Genomic DNA, 17,804 nt, shown 5'->3' with positions numbered 1-17,804 from the left:
TCGTCGCAAAAAAGTTGCTTTGACCGGCTTTTCGCTCAGGCCTCTCTTCTTGTTCAGAAATATGTCGTCAGTGCGGACGAACACCCCGGCACGGGCCGGATAGGCACAAGTTGAAGCCGCAAGACATGAATATCGCCGGCTTGAGCCCATCGCCGGCAGTTCGTCCTTGAACCTGGCGCCGTCCGGTGCCAAATCTGGGAGACTTTTCGCGCGGGCTCATCAGAAGCCCTTTCTTCCGGCAAGACGGACACAATGGTCACCTATCTCGACGCCGCCACGGCACCACTCAGAAACACCGGCCAGATCCGCCTCTATGGCGAAGAAGGCTTTGCCGGCATGCGCAAGGCCTGCGACCTCACCGCGCGCTGCCTCGACGAACTGGTGTCGATCGTCGCGCCGGGCGTCACCACCGAAACCATCGACCGCTTCGTCTTCGAGTTCGGCATGGATCACGGCGCATTGCCGGCGACGCTCAACTATCGCGGCTACACGAAGTCGTCCTGTACTTCGATCAACCACGTCGTCTGCCATGGCATTCCCGACAACAAGCCGTTGAAGGACGGCGACATCGTCAACATCGACGTCACCTACATCCTCGATGGCTGGCATGGCGATTCCTCGCGCATGTATCCGGTTGGCACGATCAAGCGCGCCGCAGAGCGCCTGCTCGAGGTCACGCATGAATGCCTGATGCGCGGCATCGCGGCGATCAAGCCCGGCGCCCGCACCGGCGCCATCGGCGCCGCCATCCAGACCTATGCCGAAAGCGAGCGCTGCTCGGTGGTGCGCGATTTCTGCGGCCACGGCGTCGGCCAGCTCTTTCACGATGCGCCGAACATCCTGCACTATGGTAGCGCCAGCGAGGGCGTCGAGATGCGGCCGGGCATGATCTTCACCGTCGAGCCGATGATCAATCTCGGCCGGCCGCACGTAAAAGTGCTGTCGGACGGCTGGACGGCGGTGACACGCGACCGCTCGCTGTCGGCGCAGTACGAGCACACGATCGGCGTCACCGAGACCGGATGCGAGATTTTCACGCTGTCGCCAAAAAGCCTCGACCGTCCCGGCCTGCCGGCCTAGTGTTTGTGCGAGGGCCGGATCTTTCCGGTCGAGAAAATGCGGGCGGCCATGGGGACAACCAGCGACGACGACGAGCGGGGTTTCTTTCCCGAGAGCCAGACAAAATCGCTCGCGAAAGCCACGTCGGTCGAAAAGCCGCATTATCTCGGCCATCGCGACCGCTTGCGCCAACGGTTCGCGGCCGCGGGTTCCGACGCCCTCCCCGATTACGAATTGCTGGAGCTCTTGCTCTTTCGCCTGATCCCCCGCGCCGACACCAAGCCCGTCGCCAAGGCATTGCTGGCGCGCTTCGGCACGCTGGCCGAGGTGCTTGGCGCGCCGGTCGCGCGGCTTGAGGAGGTCAGGGGTATCGGCCCGGCGGTGGCGCTCGATCTGAAGATCGTTGCCGCGGCCGCCCAACGCGCGGCACGTAGCGAGATCAAAGGCCGCGAGGTCTTGTCGTCCTGGACGCAGGTTCTCGGATACTGCCGGTCGGTCATGGCCTTCGAAGAGCGCGAGCAGTTCCGTATCCTGTTTCTCGACAAGAAGAACGCACTGATCGCCGACGAGGTGCAGCAGGTCGGCACCGTCGACCACACGCCGGTCTATCCGCGCGAAGTGGTCAAGCGCGCGCTCGAACTCTCCGCCACGGCGATCATACTGGCGCATAATCATCCGTCAGGCGATCCGACGCCGTCGCGCGCCGACATCGAGATGACCAAGCTGGTCATCGAGACGGCCAAACCGCTCGGCATCGCCGTCCACGATCACATCATCATCGGCAAGAAGGGTCATGCCAGCATGAAGGGCCTGCTGCTGATCTGACGCCCTGCTTGAACATGCGTCGGCTTCTCGCCGAAAGCGTCCCGTCTCGTGTCATGACACGCCATGCAGCGAAGGACGTGCCGTGAGAGTACGGCTTCCAACCGCGATGGCGAGCGCGACGACGATCAGTATAGCCGCGACCGCAAACGTGATCCGCATGCCGGCGGCAACGGCCTCGGGGCGCGCCGTTGCGATGTCCATCGCCTCTGAGGCGAATGTGAACACAGCGCCCATGACGGATGCGCCGGTGATGAGCCCGAGATTGCGCGACAAATTGAGCAAGCCGGAAACGACGCCCCGCTGGTCCGGGCGGAGATCCGACATGACGGCGGTGTTGTTGGCGGTTTGGAACAGCGCATAGCCCGATGTGATGACTGCGATCGGGGCGATGTAGCCGGGGATGCCTGATATTGCCGGCATCACGGATAGAATGAAGCAACCGGCGGCTATCGCGATGAGCCCAATGATGGTCATGCGCCCAGCGCCAAAACGGTCGGCTATGCGACCAGCTGGCACACCGGTCAGCGCGGCGACAAGCGGACCGACCGACATGACGATGCCAACAAGAGCCGCGTCGAGCCCGAGCGCACGAGACAGATAGAACGGCCCGACCACCAGCGTCGCCATCATCACCGTCGCAACGAGCGCGCTCATGGCGAGGCTCACACTCAGCATCGCATTGCGGAACGCCGCCAATCGGATCAAAGGCGACGCCACTCTCGCCTCCACAAGCACAAAAAGGCCGGCTCCGAAAACGGCTGCCACCAACAGAGCCATGTTGAGCGGACCAAAACTGCCACGCCCGATCGTCATCGCGAGCGCATAGGCGCCAAGCGTCAAGGCAAGCAGCAGCGTGCCGACAATGTCGAAGCCGGCCCGATCCGTCTTCGGCCCCCGGCGATCAGCCGGCAGATAGCGATAGGCGAGACCAAATGCCAGCAAACCCAGTGGCACGTTGACAAGGAAGATCGCCCGCCAACCGGCTCCGGCAATCAGAAGGCCGCCGAGCGAGGGACCGAGAGCGGTGCCGATCGCCGACATCGTTCCGAGCAGCCCCATGGCGCTGCCGGTCCTTGCCTTCGGAACCGTGTCACCGACAAAAGCCATGGTCAGGGCCATCATGATGGCCGCCCCCAAACCCTGGGCGGTCCGAGCTGCAATCAGCAGCCAGAGCGTCGGCGCGACGCCACACAGGACTGAGGCCGTCGTGAACAGGAAGAGCCCGGCCATCAGCAGCTGCCGGCGGCCGGTGATGTCACCGAGCCGTCCGACGCTGACGATCAGGGTGGTGATGGCGAGGAGATAAGCCAGCACGATCCACTGGACGTCCTGGAACGAGGCGTTGAACGCCTGCGCCAACGTCGGCAAGGCGACATTGGCGATGCTGATCCCGAGTGAGGACAGCAACATCGACAACGAAAGGCTGGCGAGTGCCCACCGAACCGAAGGTGCTCGTTCTGGATTTCCAGCGACTGCCCGTCCTGCATCGATTGGCTTCAACATGAACTCCGTTTTCTGGCGACTCCTGAAACGGAGCTGTCAGAGACGTAGTCCTTTGCCCAATATGGCGGAAGATGCATCATTTGCACTTAATCATTGCGTTTGGCGCTATGTCAGATCGGGCTGACCGTGCTACGCTCAGCACATGTCGCATCCCGATCTCAATCTGCTTGTCACACTTGATGTGCTGCTGACGGAAGGCAGCGTTGCGCGCGCCGCCAAGAGGCTGCGGCTGAGCCCGTCGGCAATGAGCCGGGCGCTGGCGCGATTGCGTGAGACGACCGGCGATCCGCTGCTGGTCAGGGCTGGACGCGGCCTCGTGCCCACACCCCGAGCCATCGAGCTCCGCGAGCGCGTTGGTCAGCTTGTGGAGGACGCCGAGTCCGTACTGCGTCCTGTTGAGACGCTCGACCTGAAACGGCTCGTGCGAACCTTCACGCTTCGAAACAGGGATGGCTTTGTCGAGAATTTCGGACCGGATCTCATTGCGCGCGTCGGCCAACAAGCACCGGGCGTGCGGCTGCGTTTTGTGTTGAAGCCAGACAAGGACAGCACGCCCCTGCGCGACGGCAGCGTAGATCTTGAAACCGGCGTCGTCGGAAAGGCCACCGGACCGGAGGTGCGCGCGCAAGCGCTGTTTCGTGATCGTTTCGTCGGCGTCGTGCGGATGGGGCATCCATTATGCGAGCTGACGATCACCCCTGCCCGTTACGCAGCCTGCCGGCACATCCTCATCTCCCGTCGCGGGCTCGACAGGGGGCCGATCGACGATGCCTTTGAGCCGTTGGGGTTGAAACGAGAAATCGTGACGGTCGTCGGCGGCTTTTCGGAAGCTCTGGCCTTGGCGCGTGCCTCGGACCTGATCGCCAGCGTTCCCGAACGCTATACGGGGAACCTGCGCGACGGCATGTTCTGTTTCCCTCTGCCGGTTCCCTTGCCGGAAATCACGGTTTCACTTTTGTGGCACCCGCGGCTCGATGCCGATCCGGCGCATCGCTGGCTGCGCGGTTGCGTTCGAGACGTTTGCGCCGGAATAACTCACTGGATTTCTTAGTGGTTGAGGCGAGCGTTGCTGATCCGATCACGGCGACTCGGTGTTGCAGGTGCCGGCGATCTGGCCAGCAGCCCGAACCGCCAGGACAGCTTGAGCCGGTCTGCGGAAACCAATCGCGTGATCCCGTCGACACCATCCCGAACCAGCTTCCTCCCGCGCTTGCCGACCGACCAGCTTTCGTTGACCTTGCTGGCCTTGTCGACGGTCACCGTCACGGTGATGGTCCGGCTGGCGGAGACTGCATCGTTCAACTGCAGCCATTCGCTCCAGCGCGAGGAGGAACGCCGTGGCGACCGCGCCTCCAATGCCGACGAATAGCTTCAACGATCCCTCCAACGACCTGCACTTTGCAACTCGGCGCAGATAGTGATCAAAACCTCGTATCGCCAGCCGCCAGCCGCTGCTTGGGCACAAATCTGTCGCCTGCCGCATCGGCTCGAATCGGAATCGATTCGCGGACAGCACGATGCGCAGATAATAAGAGTGCAGAGTGTACTTTGTCCGTCTAAGTGGCCGCACGTCGCTCTAAGGTCAAAGCCGCACATGGGGCGGCCTTTCACAATTCGGCGGAACCCGTGTTGTTCGGCGCTTTTGGCGGGCTTTTTTCTTCGCCGCAGCCTTCTTCTTCTTAGGTTTTTCCACATCACCGCCACTGCGGTTTCGGCTGGCCGGAAGACCGCACTAGAATTTCGATCAGAAATCGAGCTATGATGCATTTGGCATTTCCTGGGACGGCTTCGCGCCCTTGGAATGCCGGGAGGAAACGGGATATGGCCATAGCGCTTGTACTCGTTTTGGTAGTTGTGGGCTCAGTGTTGTTCCACTTCCTGAGCCCATGGTGGTGGACGCCGATTGCCTCTAACTGGGACTATATCGACAACACCATCATCATCACCTTCTGGATTACCGGCGTCGTCTTCGCCGCCGTCGTCCTATTCATGGCCTATTGCGTCTTCCGCTTCCGTCATCGGGAAGGCAATCAGGCGGCATACGAACCCGAGAACAAGCGGCTCGAATGGTGGCTGACGATCGTCACCGCAATCGGGGTCACGGCCATGCTGGTTCCCGGCCTGTTCGTCTGGAACCAGTTCGTCAGCGTCCCAAGCGACGCAACAGTGGTCGAAGTCGTCGGCCAGCAATGGCAGTGGAGTTTCCGGTTGCCCGGCAAGGACGGCAAGCTCGGCACATCCGACACCCGCAACGTCAGCCCTGAAAATCCCCTGGGCGTGAACGCCAGTGATGCCAACGGCCAGGACGATGTCGTCGTCGAAGCCGCCGACCTGCATCTGCCGGTCGGCAAGCCGGTCAAGATGCTGCTCCGCTCGATCGACGTGCTGCATGATTTCTACGTCCCTGAATTCCGCGCCAAGATGGACATGATCCCGGGCTCGGTCACCTATTTCTGGTTCACCCCGACCAAGACCGGAACTTTTCAGGTCCTGTGTGCCGAACTTTGTGGCCAGGGGCACCCGTTGATGAATGGCGTGGTCATGGTCGATACGCCGGAAGACTATCTGGCGTGGCTCGGCGAACAGCAGACTTTCGCGCAATTGTCGGCCCCCCAGCAGGTGGGCTCGGCAGAGTAGACGCCGGGAAGACGGCGACGTGGTTTGAAATTGCGGCAGGGCTCGAAACTGTCGAGCCTAGTCGAAAAGGGCACGGAGTGTTCTTATGGTCGATATCACACCTGCAGATGCGGTACCGCCGGCCGAAGTCGCGGAGATGGAACTTTACCATCCGCACAGCTGGTGGACGAAATACGTCTTTTCGCAGGACGCCAAGGTCATCGCCATCCAGTATTCGGCGACGGCCACGGCAATCGGCATGGTGGCGCTGGTGCTGTCCTGGATGATGCGGCTGCAGCTCGGCTTCCCCGGCACGTTCGACTTCATCACTCCGGAAGCCTACTACCAGTTCATCACCATGCACGGCATGATCATGGTGATCTACCTGCTCACAGCACTCTTCCTGGGTGGCTTCGGCAACTACCTGATCCCACTGATGGTCGGCGCACGCGACATGGTCTTTCCCTATGTCAACATGCTGAGCTACTGGATTTACCTGCTTGCCGTACTGGTTTTGGTGTCGAGCTTCTTTGCGCCCGGCGGACCGACCGGCGCCGGCTGGACGCTCTACCCGCCGCAGGCGATCATGACCGGCACACCAGGCGGCCAGGACTGGGGCATCATCCTGATGCTCGTCTCGCTGATCCTGTTCATCATCGGCTTCACCATGGGCGGCTTGAACTATGTCGTGACGGTGCTGCAGGCCCGCACACGCGGCATGACGCTGATGCGCCTGCCGCTGACCGTCTGGGGTATCTTCACCGCGACCGTCATGGCGCTGCTCGCCTTCCCGGCGCTGTTTGTCGCCTGCGTGATGATGCTGTTCGACCGGGCGCTCGGCACCAGCTTCTTCATGCCGGCGATCGTCGAGATGGGCGAGCAATTGCAGCACGGCGGCGGCAGCCCGATTCTGTTCCAGCATCTGTTCTGGTTCTTCGGCCACCCCGAGGTCTACATCGTGGCGCTGCCGGCCTTCGGCATCGTATCCGACCTGATCAGCACCCATGCGCGCAAGAACATCTTCGGCTACCGGATGATGGTCTGGGCCATCGTCGGCATCGGCGCGCTGAGCTTCGTGGTCTGGGCGCACCACATGTATGTCAGCGGCATGCATCCCTATTTCGGCTTCTTCTTCGCCACCACGACGTTGATCATTGCCGTCCCGACCGCGATCAAGGTCTACAACTGGGTGCTGACGCTGTGGCGCGGCGACATCCACCTCACCATACCGATGCTTTTTGCCCTGGCCTTCATCGTCACCTTCGTCAATGGCGGGCTAACCGGATTGTTTCTCGGCAACGTCGTCGTCGACGTTCCGCTGTCGGACACGATGTTCGTCGTTGCCCATTTCCACATGGTCATGGGCGTCGCGCCGATCCTCGTGATCTTCGGGGCGATTTATCACTGGTACCCGAAGGTCACCGGCCGGATGCTGAACGAGGCAATGGGCCAGTTCCATTTCTGGGTCACCTTCCTCGGTGCCTATCTGATTTTCTTTCCCATGCACTACCTCGGCCTGATGGGCGTGCCGCGCCGCTACAACGAACTGACCGATATGACGGTGATGACCGACTCGGCCCACGATCTGAACTCGTTCATCAGCATCATGGCGTTCCTTGTCGGCTTCGCCCAGGTCGTGTTCCTGTTCAATCTGATCTGGAGCATCCGCCACGGCCGGGAGGCCGGCGGCAATCCGTGGCGCGCCACGACACTCGAATGGCAGACGCCCGAAACACCGCCCGCCCATGGCAATTTCGGCAAGGAACTGCCGATCGTCTATCGCTGGGCCTATGACTACAGCGTGCCGGGTGCCAAGGAGGATTTTATCCCGCAAAACATGCCGGGCTCCTTCGGATCTTCCAGGGAGCCGGCATGAGCGTCATTCTGGTCTTCCTCCTCGTGATCGTCGGCTTTGCCGGATGGTGGCTTTCCCATCAGCGGCTGATGGCCAAGCCATGGCTCGAGCAAGGCGTGATCGGGGATATTATCGGCCCGGAAGGATCGGCGCTGCCGACTGCCAAGATCGGGCTCGGCGTCTTCCTCGCCGTCGTCGGCTGCCTGTTTGCACTTTTCACCAGCGCCTATTTCATGCGCATGGCGCTGTCGGACTGGCAGGCGCTGCCGCTGCCGCGCGTGCTCTGGTTCAACACCGGCGTGCTGGTCCTGAGCAGCATCGCGCTGCAATGCGCCTCGGTCGCCGCGCGCCGGGGCCAAATCGACACGGTCAGGCTCGGCCTCGTCACGGCTGGGCTCACCGCGCTTGTCTTCCTGATCGGACAGCTTGTGGCATGGCGGGAACTGACCGCCGACGGCTACTTGCTGACCGCCAATCCGGCCAACAGTTTTTTCTACCTGATAACCGGGATGCATGGCCTGCACATACTCGGAGGGCTGGTCGCCTTGAGCAGAACGACTGCCGGCGCCTGGAACGGAACACCGCCGGAGCGGCTTCGCCTCAGCGTCGAATTGTGCGCCATGTACTGGCATTTCCTGCTTTTCGTCTGGCTCGCCATCTTCGCACTTCTGGCCGGCTGGGCCGCTACTTTTATCGAGATTTGCCGACAGTTGCTGACCTAGGAGGGCCGGGCGGATGGCAGACACGACACTGACGCATACTGGCCAAGCACAGCCGCGGCCGGCGGGCTTGCAAGGCGTCGCCGCCGACTGGTCCTCGGATCAGCGCGCGTTCAAGAACGTGTCCTGGGGCAAGGCCATGATGTGGATCTTCCTGCTCAGCGACACCTTCATCTTCGGCTGCTTCCTGCTCTCCTACATGACGGCGCGCATGTCTACCCGAGTGCCGTGGCCCAATCCGAGCGAGGTCTTTTCGCTTCATATCGGCGGCTCGGATATTCCACTGATCCTTATCGCCATCATGACCTTCGTGCTGATCTCGAGCAGCGGAACGATGGCCATGGCGGTGAATTTCGGCTATCGCCACGACCGCCGCAAGACGGCGATCCTCATGCTTCTGACCGCAGCACTCGGCGCGACCTTCGTCGGCATGCAGGCCTTCGAATGGACCAAGCTGATCACCGAAGGGGTACGGCCTTGGGGCAATCCGTGGGGTGCGGCGCAGTTCGGGTCATCCTTCTTCATGATCACCGGCTTTCACGGCACCCATGTGACGTTTGGGGTGATCTTCCTGATCATCGTGGCGCGAAAGGTCTGGCGCGGCGATTACGACACGGGACGGCCTGGTTTCTTCACCAGCCGCAGGGGTCGCTACGAGAACGTCGAGATCATGGGGCTCTACTGGCATTTCGTCGACCTGGTCTGGGTGTTCATTTTTGCATTCTTCTATCTTTGGTGAGAGGCAGACATGGCTTTGGTGAGAGGCAGATATGGCTGAAGCAACCGCAAATGGCCTGGGGCAACATACGCTGCACGGAGCTCAAGCGCATGATGCGACAGCAACCGGCATCGCCCCCGCGGAGGTTCATCAGGAGCACCCGATCAAGCTCTATCTGGTCGTCTGGGCATGGCTGTTCATCCTCAGCGCCTGCTCCTATATGGTCGATTATCTCGGACTCCACGGCTATCTCAGATGGTCGCTGATCCTGATCTTCATGATGCTCAAGGCCGGGCTGATCGTCGCGGTCTTCATGCACATGGCCTGGGAACGGCTGGCGCTGACATATGCGATTATATTGCCGCCGATACTGGTGCTGGTGTTCGTGGCAATGATGGTCTTCGAATCGGATTACACGCTTCTCACCCGGACCGTGTTTTTTGGGGCCGAGCCCTGACGCGCATCCGGGTACAGGGTTTGTCGACGGCGTCTCCTGTCAAGAGCAGGAAGCGCTATTTGCGGGCCGCTCTGTGCCTTGAAACAATTGACAGCTGGCCCATTTCTGTTGGTAGCGGAAACGACAGAAGCAAAATGAATGCCCTCGTTTCCACATGCGTCGCGAACTCCAGCGAGGGAGGCTCAAGATGACGATCGCAAACAGACTGAAGGACTTTATCGACGAGAAAGGAATTTCCTACGACACCGTCGAGCACCACCGCACTTCGACAAGCAGGCAGTCCGCCATAGCGGCGCATGTGCCCGGCAGCATAATGGCCAAATCGGTGGTGGTTCACCACGACGGTGGCTATGCGCTGGCCGTGGTCCCCAGCACGCACAGGATCGAGCTCGGCACGTTGCAGGATGTCATGGACAAACGTATCGGACTCGCCTCCGAAGACGAGGTGGAGTCGATTTTCAAGGATTGCGACACCGGCGCCATCCCGCCGATCGGCGCGGCCTACGATGTGCCGGTGATCCTCGATGAAAGCCTCGGCAATGCCGCCGACATCTATTTCGAGGGCGGTGACCACAGGACGCTCGTGCATGTCAGCGGCAAGGATTTCCGCAACCTGACCAGCGACGCACAGAAAGCCCGCTTTAGCTACCCGGCTTACTGAACGCTCAGGCCTTGCCGCACCGGGCGCGCTCGCCGGCACGGCTAGGCAGGATTTTTCAGTCCGCCGGTCTGGTGGAAGCCGGCGATTCCACGACTTTGCGATAGACGTGCCAGGTGGCGTGACCGAGGATCGGCAGCACCACCGCCAACCCGGCGAACACCGGCAGCGAGCCTATGATCAGGGCGACGGCGACAATCAGGCCCCACACAGCCATCACGATCGGGTTCGCCAGGACCACGCGCACCGAGGTGTGGATGGCTTCGTAGGCGCCGACGTCACGGTCGAGCAACAACGGGAACGCGACGACCGTGGTGCACAACACGACCGCGGCGAAGACGAAGCCGATGGCGTGGCCAAGGATAATCAGCGTCCAGCCGCGCCCGGTGGCGAATATTTCACTGATGAAGCTGGAGAGCGATTCCGGCGGGGCCGGGCCGAACACTTGCTGGTAAAACATCTGCGCGGTCAAAAGCCAGGCGATGAAGATCGCAAGCAGCATGATCCCGACCGCCGCGATGGCCGGCAGCGCCGGAGAATTCCTGACGCCGAAAGCGTGGCTCCAGGAGGCGTCGAGCCCGGCCTCCCGTCGCCGGCTGATCTCATAGAGGCCGATCGCCGCGAATGGACCGATCAGCGCAAAACCCGACACCAGCGGAAACAACAGCGGCAGCGCATTGTTGCCCGATGTCCAGACGGCGAGCACGACGCCGACAAGCGGATAGATCAGGCAGAGGAAAACGATATGCGACGGTTTGACCATGAAATCGTCGACGCCACGCTTGAGCGCGTCGAAAAGGTCGGAAACGCCGATCTTTCGAATTCTGGTGTGCTCCAGCGTCTCGCTGGCGCCTGCAATCACGTGAAAACTTGCCATGACCATTCCTCCAGACCAGGTCCGGTAAGGTCGCGATTTTACGGTGCTGTCGTTCAGCGTGACTGGCCACGCAAAACCGCGACCTGCACCATGATCAACATACGCTCTTGCAGGGGATTTGTCGCCGCCCTTTGTCTTGGGAGGGCGGCTCCGGTGATCCGGCTAGCTCTAGCCGCCTTTCTTCGATATTCTCCAAGCTGGGTTGAAGGGTGAAGGTCATGGATGGAAAGACCGTTCTCATGCTCGGCCTTGGCGTAGTTATTCTGCTGTTGTTGGGATTCTGCGCAGTGCCAATGTGAGGTTTGAGCAGGTTCGGGGCGCACCTCGTTCAGCAATCGCCGATTCTCAACCGGAAGCAATCCGAGAATATCGGGATTCAACACAGCCACGAGGCAGGTCATGCCGTCAATTTCCGGCTGACATGACGGCACGCATTGCAATGGTATCGGCAAGCAGCACGGCAAAGATCGCGAAAAGATAGAGAATGGAATAGGCAAACAGCGCCTTTGCCAATTTCATCTCGTTGTCGACCAGAAGCTTCCAGGCATGCCAGATGAAACCCGCGCCCAATGCGGCCGAAACAATCCCGTACAATCCGCTCGCGAATCCAAAGGCCCAAGGCAGCACGCCGATTGGTGCCAGGATCAGTGAATAGACGAAGATCTGTTTTCTGGTCGAAGCCTGGCCGGCCACGTTCGGCATCATGGGAATGCCGGCAGCAGCATAGTCGCCGATCTTGAACAGCGCGAGCGCCCAGAAATGCGGCGGTGTCCAGAGGAAGATGATCAGAAACAGGATGAGACTTTCAGCCCCGACGGCGCCGGTGGCCGCCGTCCACCCGATGACAGGAGGAAGGGCACCCGCGGCGCCGCCTATGACGATATTCTGCGGCGTCGAGCGTTTCAGCCACATCGTGTAGATGACGACGTAGAAGAAGATGGTGAAAGCCAGCAGCGATGCGGCAAGCCACCCAACCAGCACGCCGAGCGTCATGACCGAAAGTACGGAAAGCACCAGGCCGAAGCCGAGAGCTTCGCCTGGCATGACCCGGCCTGACGGGACCGGCCGCTTCGACGTGCGCGACATCAGCGCGTCAATATCGGCATCGTACCACATGTTGAGTGCCCCGGCCGCTCCCGCTCCAACCGCAATTGCACCGATTGCAATCACGGCGATGACCGGATTCATTGCCCCAGGCGCCACCATCAGGCCGACGAAAGCGGTAAAAACAGCAAGCGCCATGACGCGTGGTTTCAGAAGCGCGAAAAAATCACTGACCGTCGCTTCCGAGATCTGGATACCGGTATCCTTGAGGCCGCTTTCCCGAGTCGACATTCAGGCGACCACCGATGGGGACAGGCAATCTGGCCGGCCCATCAGCCGGCGGAAGAGCCAGGTTACTTCCTGGCGGAAGAACCGGGTCATTTGGAGAATTGCTTCAGATAGGCGATGACGTTGGCGAGATCCTCGTCCTTTTTGAGACCGGGAAACGCCATCTTCCCACCTTTGATCATGGCCTTGGGATCGCGAAGGTAATTCGTCAGCGTGGCTTCGTCCCATTTGACGCCAGATTTACCCGCCTCGGTCATGGCTTTAGAATACTTGAATCCCGGATGCGTGCCGGCCGTCCGGCCGATGACGCCGCTCAACGACGGACCGACCTTGTTCTGGTCCTTGTCCACGACGTGACAGACCTTGCATTTGGTGAAGACCTTCTCACCCGCGGCGGCATCCTGTGCCTGCGATTGGTTTGTGATGAACGTCGCAACGGAGACGACGGCGAAAAACGCGATTGCATGCATGGCATTCCCTCCCCGATCGCCAAATCTGCCTTGGACGATCTGCGCGTGCCGACACGGCATGCGCCCCTTGCACGACAGAGCGGAATATCCGCGTCTCCCGCATGGAATTGCGGCATCTACATACCACAGAAACTGGCCGGCAGATAGAAGAAGTCGACCAGCAGGATTGCCCCAGAAGCGATGAGGCAGCTCGATCGGCGTCGAGCGCAGTCGGAACGCATACCGGCTAAAAGGCGTTAGACCAGCTACGGTTCAACGTCTGCAAGATCAAAGATCAGAGAAGCGTCCATGAACGACAGGAGCGTCCTGGAGGTGCGCCACGGCACCCGCACGATCGAAGGCGAGACGGTCTTTTTCAGAGACGCAGGCCCTCAAGCCGCGCCGGTGCTGCTGCTTCCGCATGGCTATCCCTGCTCATCCTTCCAATATCGCCGGCTGATGCCGGCGCTCGCCGATCGCTGGCGGACGGTCGCGCCGGATTTCCCCGGCTTTGGCTACAGTGGCACCCCCGATCCGGCGTTTCTGGCGGGATCCTTCACCAGCGAACCGTGCGCCGCTCGAAAAGGCGGTGAGCGAGGACGGTTTTCGCGCCGAGTTCGTAGGCGAAGTCGATGACGACGTCGCTCGACGTGTGCCGCCCGATCTGTGGAAGTTGCATTGGCCGCTGATGGATACGCCTGTGCGCCGTGCGCTTTCAGTCGGGCTGATGGAGAAGCTCAAGGCTAATCTCGACTGGTTCCCTCGTTACCAGGAATACCTGCGTGAGCAGCGGCCGCCGGCAATGATCCTTTGGGGGCCGAAGGACGAATACATGCCTGAGCCGGCAGCGCGCGCCTATCTGCGCGATCTCCCGGAGGCCGAACTGCATTTGCTGGACGACGCAGGGCACTGGCTGCTGGAGACCCATTTCGAAGTCGCCCTGCCGTTGGTGCGACGGTTTCTCGGCAAGGTCCTGCATTGATCGCCCGCACGACACCGCAGCGGATCCCGCCATCGCCGCCCGATCCTCATCACAACCCATCGAGAGGAGCACGTCATGACCGACAACGCTACAATTGCCCGGATCTGGCGGGGAAGGACACGCCGTGATCTGGCGGACGCCTACGAGCCATATTTACGCCGCCAAGGCATTCCGCCGCTTCAGGAGAAGGCACTTGGCGTGCAGTTGTTTCGCGAAGATCGCGAAGAAGAAACAGAGTTCGTGACGATCTCATACTGGGCTGACGTCGAAGCTATGGCGAGCTTCACCGGCGGCGACCCGCACAAGATCCACCACCTGCCGCGTGACGAAGAGTTTCTCGTTGAACTGCCCAAGCGAGTGACGGTGATGCAGATCCTCGTCAATCATCAATTGCCTCGCGACTAGGGCGTCGGCGGTGACGCAGCGGCGTTGCGGCGTTGATAGCAGCGAAAAAGGCCGCCTCGAGGGCGGCCTTTCACATCCAGCAGAATGCCGTGTTATTCGGCGTCCTTGGCAGCTTTCTTCTTCGGCGCGGCCTTCTTCTTGGGCTCTTCCGCGTCGTCGGCCTTCTTGGCGTCGGCCTTCTTCGCGGCAGCTTTCTTCGCTGGCTTCACCTTGGTCGTCTCGCTGTCCTCGTCGTCGGCCATCAGCTCTTCCTTGCTTACCTTGACGTCGGTGACCGAAATCTGGCTGAGCAGATGGTCGACCACCTTCTCCTCGAACAGCGGCGCGCGCAGCGTGTTCAGCGCTTCGGGATTGCTGCGGTAGAATTCGAAGGCTTCCTGCTGCTGGGCGGCCGGATAGCGGCGCACCTGCTCGAACAGGCCACGCTGCAATTCCTCGTCCGACACGGTGACGCCGGCCTTCTCGCCGATTTCAGCGAGAACCAGGCCGAGACGCACGCGGCGCTCGGCAAGCCGCATATATTCGGCGCGCGCCTCTTCTTCTGTCGTCTCCTCGTCGGCGAAGGTGCGGCCGGCGGCTTCCAGATCGCGGTTGACCTGGTTCCAGATGTTGTTGAACTCGGCCTCGACGAGCTTCGACGGCGCCTCGAACGAGTAGGCGGCGTCGAGCTGGTCGAGCAGCTGGCGCTTGATCTTCTGGCGCGTCATCGAACCGAACTGGTTCTCGATCTGGCCGCGCACCACTTCACGCAGGCGCTCCAGCGATTCCAGGCCGAGATTCTTGGCCGTTTCGTCGTTGATTTCCAACGCACCGGGCTTGGACACTTCCTTGACGGTGACGTCAAAGGTCGCTTCCTTGCCGGCAAGATGCGCCGCCTGGTAGTTTTCCGGGAACGTGACCGTGACCTGCGTCTCGTCGCCGGCCTTGCTGCCGATGAGCTGATCCTCGAAGCCGGGAATGAATTCCTTGGAACCGAGCACCAGCGGCTGGTCCGTGCCGGCGCCGCCGTTGAAGGCTTCGCCGTCGATCTTGCCGACATAGTCGATCGTCACGCGGTCGCCTTCGGCGGCCTTGCCGGCCTTCGGCTCGTAGCTGCGCGCCGATTCGGCGACACGCCGGACCTGCTCGTCGATCTCGGTGTCAGGCACGTCGAACACCTGACGCGTCACCTTGATGTCGGAGAAATCCTTGATCTCGATCGGCGGAATGATCTCGTAGTTCAGCCGGAACTCGAAGTCGGCGCCGCCGGCCAGGATCTTCTCGGCCTCCTTCTCGTCCTCGGTCATGATCACTTCGGGCTGCATGGCAGCCTTTTCGCCGCGTCCGGTAATGATCGAACGGGTCGAATCGTTGAGGATCTCATTGACCACTTCGGCCATGAACGACTTGCCGTAGACCTTGCGCAGGTGCTGCACCGGCACCTTGCCGGGGCGGAAGCCGTTGATGCGGACCTTGTTCCGGGCATCGGAAAGCCGCGCCATCAGCTTGGCTTCCATGTCACCGGCCGGCACGGTGATCTTGATCTCGCGCTTGAGACCTGAGTTGAGCGTTTCGGTGACCTGCATCATAGAACCTTTGTTTCCACCAATGAGGCAGCCAAACGGCTCCTGCCGTTTACAGCCTGCCGGTATGATCTTGCCGGGAATGGCTTTTGGTGCGGGACTTGGCGATCTGTCCGCCCAACGCGGCTCAAATCCTCCAGAAATACGCTCCAAAATGTGAATAAGTCTTTGTTTTTCCTACTTCTTATCACATTCTGCAGAAGCGGATCGTCGCATCCCGTCACATTCGACACGCCTTTTGTCACAGGCGCGGCCAATTTTCAACCATCTTCGCGTCTACAGCGCCGCGCGTCCTCTTGGACGCGCAAAGGACGCTGTAGCACCTTGATTTTGGCGCGTGATCCTTTCCGAAAATCGATTTTTCGATTTTCGGGATCATGCGCCGGCGAACGGCCCCTATTTTGACCGCGACATTGACAGAATGATGACTACATCGGGTTGTCGGCAACGCGGATGTGGCGGAATTGGTAGACGCCCTGGATTTTAGGTTCCACTCCGTCTTGGCTCCGCTAGACCAGCGGTAGCTACCCGCTGGAGTCAGCCGCTCAGCGCAGCGGTCCTGACGCAGAAAAGCCCGCCACCTTGCGAGTGGCGGGCAGGCCGCGAGGCCAGGAGAGTATTGTCAAAGCCATCACGGCCGATGCGCACTCTCGTTTGCGAGTGCTCAGCGACGCGCGATCAGCATGCAAAGCTGCCGCAGGTCACGGTCATAGGTGCCTTCGCTGCTGAGCACGTCGACACAGCGTTTCTTCATGCGCATCAGTTGGCTGCTGGACATCTGCGCGACCACGCTCGGCACGTCGGGAGTGCCCGGCGTCCCTGGTGCTCCAAAAATACCAAGTGTACCAGGAAGGGTTCCGCCTCCAACGCCGACACCGCCCGTGCCGGCGACATTGGCGCCCAGGCCCGCTGTAATTCCGCCGGTGCCGCCTACATTTGCGTCTGCGCCGGCAGTGATACCACCAGTACCGCCCATGTTTGCGCCTGCGCCTGCCGTAACGCCACCAGTGCCGCCCACATTGGCGCGGGCACCAGCAGTATTGCCCTTGCTGCCGCCAATCGATGCACCGGCGCCGGCATTCACCCTGCTCCTATCGCCCATGGAGGCGCCAGCTCCCGCATCGATGCCGCCACTGCCACCGATCGAGGCGCCGAGACCGGCGGTAATGCGCCTGCTGCTGCCAATCAATGCACCGGCGCCGGCATTCACCCCGCTCTTACCGCCGATCGAGGCGCCAGCTCCCGCGATGCCGCCACTGCCGCCGATCGAGGCGCCGAGACCGGCGTTTATGCCGCCTCGGCCGCCAATGGATGCGCCGGCGCCGACGTTAACGCCGCCTGCGCTGGAAGGAAAAGACAGAGATAAAACAAGTGCACCACCGGCCAAAGCCGTGGCGAAACTCTTAACGACATTTGCCATGACACTCTCCTTACCTCAAAGCAGCAGTTTCAAAGCCTGCTACTTTAGCGATAACGAACTCAGAGAGTTTTTGAATTGCCAACCCGGAACTTTGTTTTCGATCGTAACTTACGGGTAGCAAAAAAATCCGAATCAATTTGAACGAATTGTGAATACATTCCCGGGCAGGAAGACCTGACCGCCGACGAGTTCGTTCGCGCCGCTGTCGCCTACTTTAGACCGAGGGTCCGCGCCGTGGCCGCCGATGGCATCATCAGGTGCTCGTCTTGGCCGACAGCTTTGCAAGGAAACCGAATATCCCGTCACGGCTTTATGCTCCAGCGGCGGATCGACAATCCTAATATGATCCGTCTGTTCGAAAGGCGAT

General features: G+C 60.9%; 18 protein-coding genes and 1 pseudogene. 11 read left to right on the top strand and 8 right to left on the bottom strand.

Features of this window, described 5'->3' with window-relative positions:
• Window positions 1-252 precede the first annotated feature (252 nt).
• Window positions 253-1,080, top strand: a complete 828-nt coding sequence (gene map / locus IHQ72_RS19595) for a type I methionyl aminopeptidase (RefSeq protein ID WP_258116633.1) — start codon at window positions 253-255, stop codon at window positions 1,078-1,080.
• Window positions 1,081-1,128: 48 nt separating this feature from the next.
• The gene (gene radC / locus IHQ72_RS19590; protein WP_258116632.1) at window positions 1,129-1,884 is read left to right on the top strand and encodes a RadC family protein; all 756 of its coding nucleotides are present in this window, start codon (window positions 1,129-1,131) and stop codon (window positions 1,882-1,884) included.
• Window positions 1,885-1,935: 51 nt separating this feature from the next.
• On the opposite strand, the gene IHQ72_RS19585 is transcribed toward radC, so the two are convergent.
• The gene (locus IHQ72_RS19585) at window positions 1,936-3,387 is read right to left on the bottom strand and encodes an MFS transporter (protein ID WP_258116631.1); all 1,452 of its coding nucleotides are present in this window, start codon (window positions 3,385-3,387) and stop codon (window positions 1,936-1,938) included.
• A gap of 142 nt (window positions 3,388-3,529) precedes the next feature.
• Here IHQ72_RS19585 and IHQ72_RS19580 point away from each other — a divergent pair, with 142 nt between their 5' ends.
• On the top strand, window positions 3,530-4,438 hold the full coding sequence (locus tag IHQ72_RS19580; protein ID WP_258116630.1) for a LysR family transcriptional regulator: 909 nt from the start codon (window positions 3,530-3,532) through the stop codon (window positions 4,436-4,438).
• Here the strand turns inward: IHQ72_RS19580 and IHQ72_RS19575 are convergent.
• On the bottom strand, window positions 4,435-4,689 hold the full coding sequence (locus IHQ72_RS19575) for a hypothetical protein (RefSeq protein ID WP_258116629.1): 255 nt from the start codon (window positions 4,687-4,689) through the stop codon (window positions 4,435-4,437). The two genes, IHQ72_RS19580 and IHQ72_RS19575, sit on opposite strands and share 4 nt — an antisense overlap.
• A 519-nt stretch (window positions 4,690-5,208) precedes the next feature.
• On the opposite strand from IHQ72_RS19575, the gene coxB reads away from it, so the two are divergent.
• The 6 genes from coxB to IHQ72_RS19545 all read left to right on the top strand — a co-directional run bounded on the left by coxB (window position 5,209) and on the right by IHQ72_RS19545 (window position 10,413).
• On the top strand, window positions 5,209-6,024 hold the full coding sequence (coxB, locus tag IHQ72_RS19570; RefSeq protein WP_077381602.1) for a cytochrome c oxidase subunit II: 816 nt from the start codon (window positions 5,209-5,211) through the stop codon (window positions 6,022-6,024).
• Window positions 6,025-6,109: 85 nt separating this feature from the next.
• The gene (gene ctaD / locus IHQ72_RS19565; RefSeq protein WP_258116625.1) at window positions 6,110-7,879 is read left to right on the top strand and encodes a cytochrome c oxidase subunit I; all 1,770 of its coding nucleotides are present in this window, start codon (window positions 6,110-6,112) and stop codon (window positions 7,877-7,879) included.
• Window positions 7,876-8,580, top strand: coding sequence for a cytochrome c oxidase subunit 3 (locus IHQ72_RS19560; protein WP_258116624.1), 705 nt, complete (start codon window positions 7,876-7,878; stop codon window positions 8,578-8,580). Before ctaD ends, IHQ72_RS19560 begins: the two co-directional genes overlap by 4 nt.
• A 13-nt stretch (window positions 8,581-8,593) precedes the next feature.
• Window positions 8,594-9,316, top strand: coding sequence for a heme-copper oxidase subunit III family protein (locus IHQ72_RS19555; RefSeq protein ID WP_258116623.1), 723 nt, complete (start codon window positions 8,594-8,596; stop codon window positions 9,314-9,316).
• 31 nt (window positions 9,317-9,347) lie between these two features.
• On the top strand, window positions 9,348-9,752 hold the full coding sequence (locus IHQ72_RS19550; protein ID WP_258116621.1) for a cytochrome C oxidase subunit IV family protein: 405 nt from the start codon (window positions 9,348-9,350) through the stop codon (window positions 9,750-9,752).
• A 187-nt stretch (window positions 9,753-9,939) separates the two neighbouring features.
• Window positions 9,940-10,413 (top strand): aminoacyl-tRNA deacylase, encoded by a 474-nt coding sequence (locus IHQ72_RS19545; RefSeq protein WP_258116620.1) that lies wholly within the window; start codon window positions 9,940-9,942, stop codon window positions 10,411-10,413.
• Between the two features lie 55 nt (window positions 10,414-10,468).
• Here IHQ72_RS19545 and IHQ72_RS19540 read toward each other — a convergent pair whose 3' ends face one another.
• From IHQ72_RS19540 to IHQ72_RS19525, 4 genes are all read right to left on the bottom strand, one after another.
• Window positions 10,469-11,287 carry a DUF2189 domain-containing protein gene (locus tag IHQ72_RS19540; RefSeq protein ID WP_258116619.1) on the bottom strand — a complete coding sequence of 273 codons (819 nt, stop codon included), beginning with the start codon at window positions 11,285-11,287 and terminating at the stop codon, window positions 10,469-10,471.
• A 53-nt stretch (window positions 11,288-11,340) separates the two neighbouring features.
• The gene (locus IHQ72_RS19535; RefSeq protein WP_258116617.1) at window positions 11,341-11,688 is read right to left on the bottom strand and encodes a hypothetical protein; all 348 of its coding nucleotides are present in this window, start codon (window positions 11,686-11,688) and stop codon (window positions 11,341-11,343) included.
• A gap of 4 nt (window positions 11,689-11,692) precedes the next feature.
• Complete coding sequence (locus tag IHQ72_RS19530) at window positions 11,693-12,622, bottom strand: heme o synthase (protein WP_258116616.1); 930 nt, start codon at window positions 12,620-12,622, stop codon at window positions 11,693-11,695.
• Between the two features lie 86 nt (window positions 12,623-12,708).
• Complete coding sequence (locus IHQ72_RS19525; RefSeq protein ID WP_258116614.1) at window positions 12,709-13,089, bottom strand: c-type cytochrome; 381 nt, start codon at window positions 13,087-13,089, stop codon at window positions 12,709-12,711.
• A gap of 288 nt (window positions 13,090-13,377) precedes the next feature.
• Here IHQ72_RS19525 and IHQ72_RS19520 point away from each other — a divergent pair.
• Window positions 13,378-14,050, top strand: a pseudogene (locus IHQ72_RS19520) (alpha/beta fold hydrolase).
• Window positions 14,051-14,125: 75 nt separating this feature from the next.
• A complete protein-coding gene (locus IHQ72_RS19515; RefSeq protein WP_258116613.1) occupies window positions 14,126-14,455 on the top strand; it encodes an antibiotic biosynthesis monooxygenase family protein in 330 nt (109 codons plus the stop codon).
• 92 nt (window positions 14,456-14,547) lie between these two features.
• On the opposite strand, the gene tig is transcribed toward IHQ72_RS19515, so the two are convergent.
• Window positions 14,548-16,020, bottom strand: coding sequence for a trigger factor (tig, locus tag IHQ72_RS19510; protein WP_258123884.1), 1,473 nt, complete (start codon window positions 16,018-16,020; stop codon window positions 14,548-14,550).
• 661 nt (window positions 16,021-16,681) lie between these two features.
• The gene (locus tag IHQ72_RS19505; RefSeq protein WP_258116611.1) at window positions 16,682-17,437 is read right to left on the bottom strand and encodes a hypothetical protein; all 756 of its coding nucleotides are present in this window, start codon (window positions 17,435-17,437) and stop codon (window positions 16,682-16,684) included.
• Window positions 17,438-17,804: the final 367 nt, after the last annotated feature.

This window comes from Mesorhizobium onobrychidis (assembly GCF_024707545.1).
In the GTDB taxonomy this organism is placed as follows: Bacteria; Pseudomonadota; Alphaproteobacteria; order Rhizobiales; family Rhizobiaceae; genus Mesorhizobium; species Mesorhizobium onobrychidis.
This window is presented reverse-complemented; position numbering and strand designations above follow the sequence as displayed.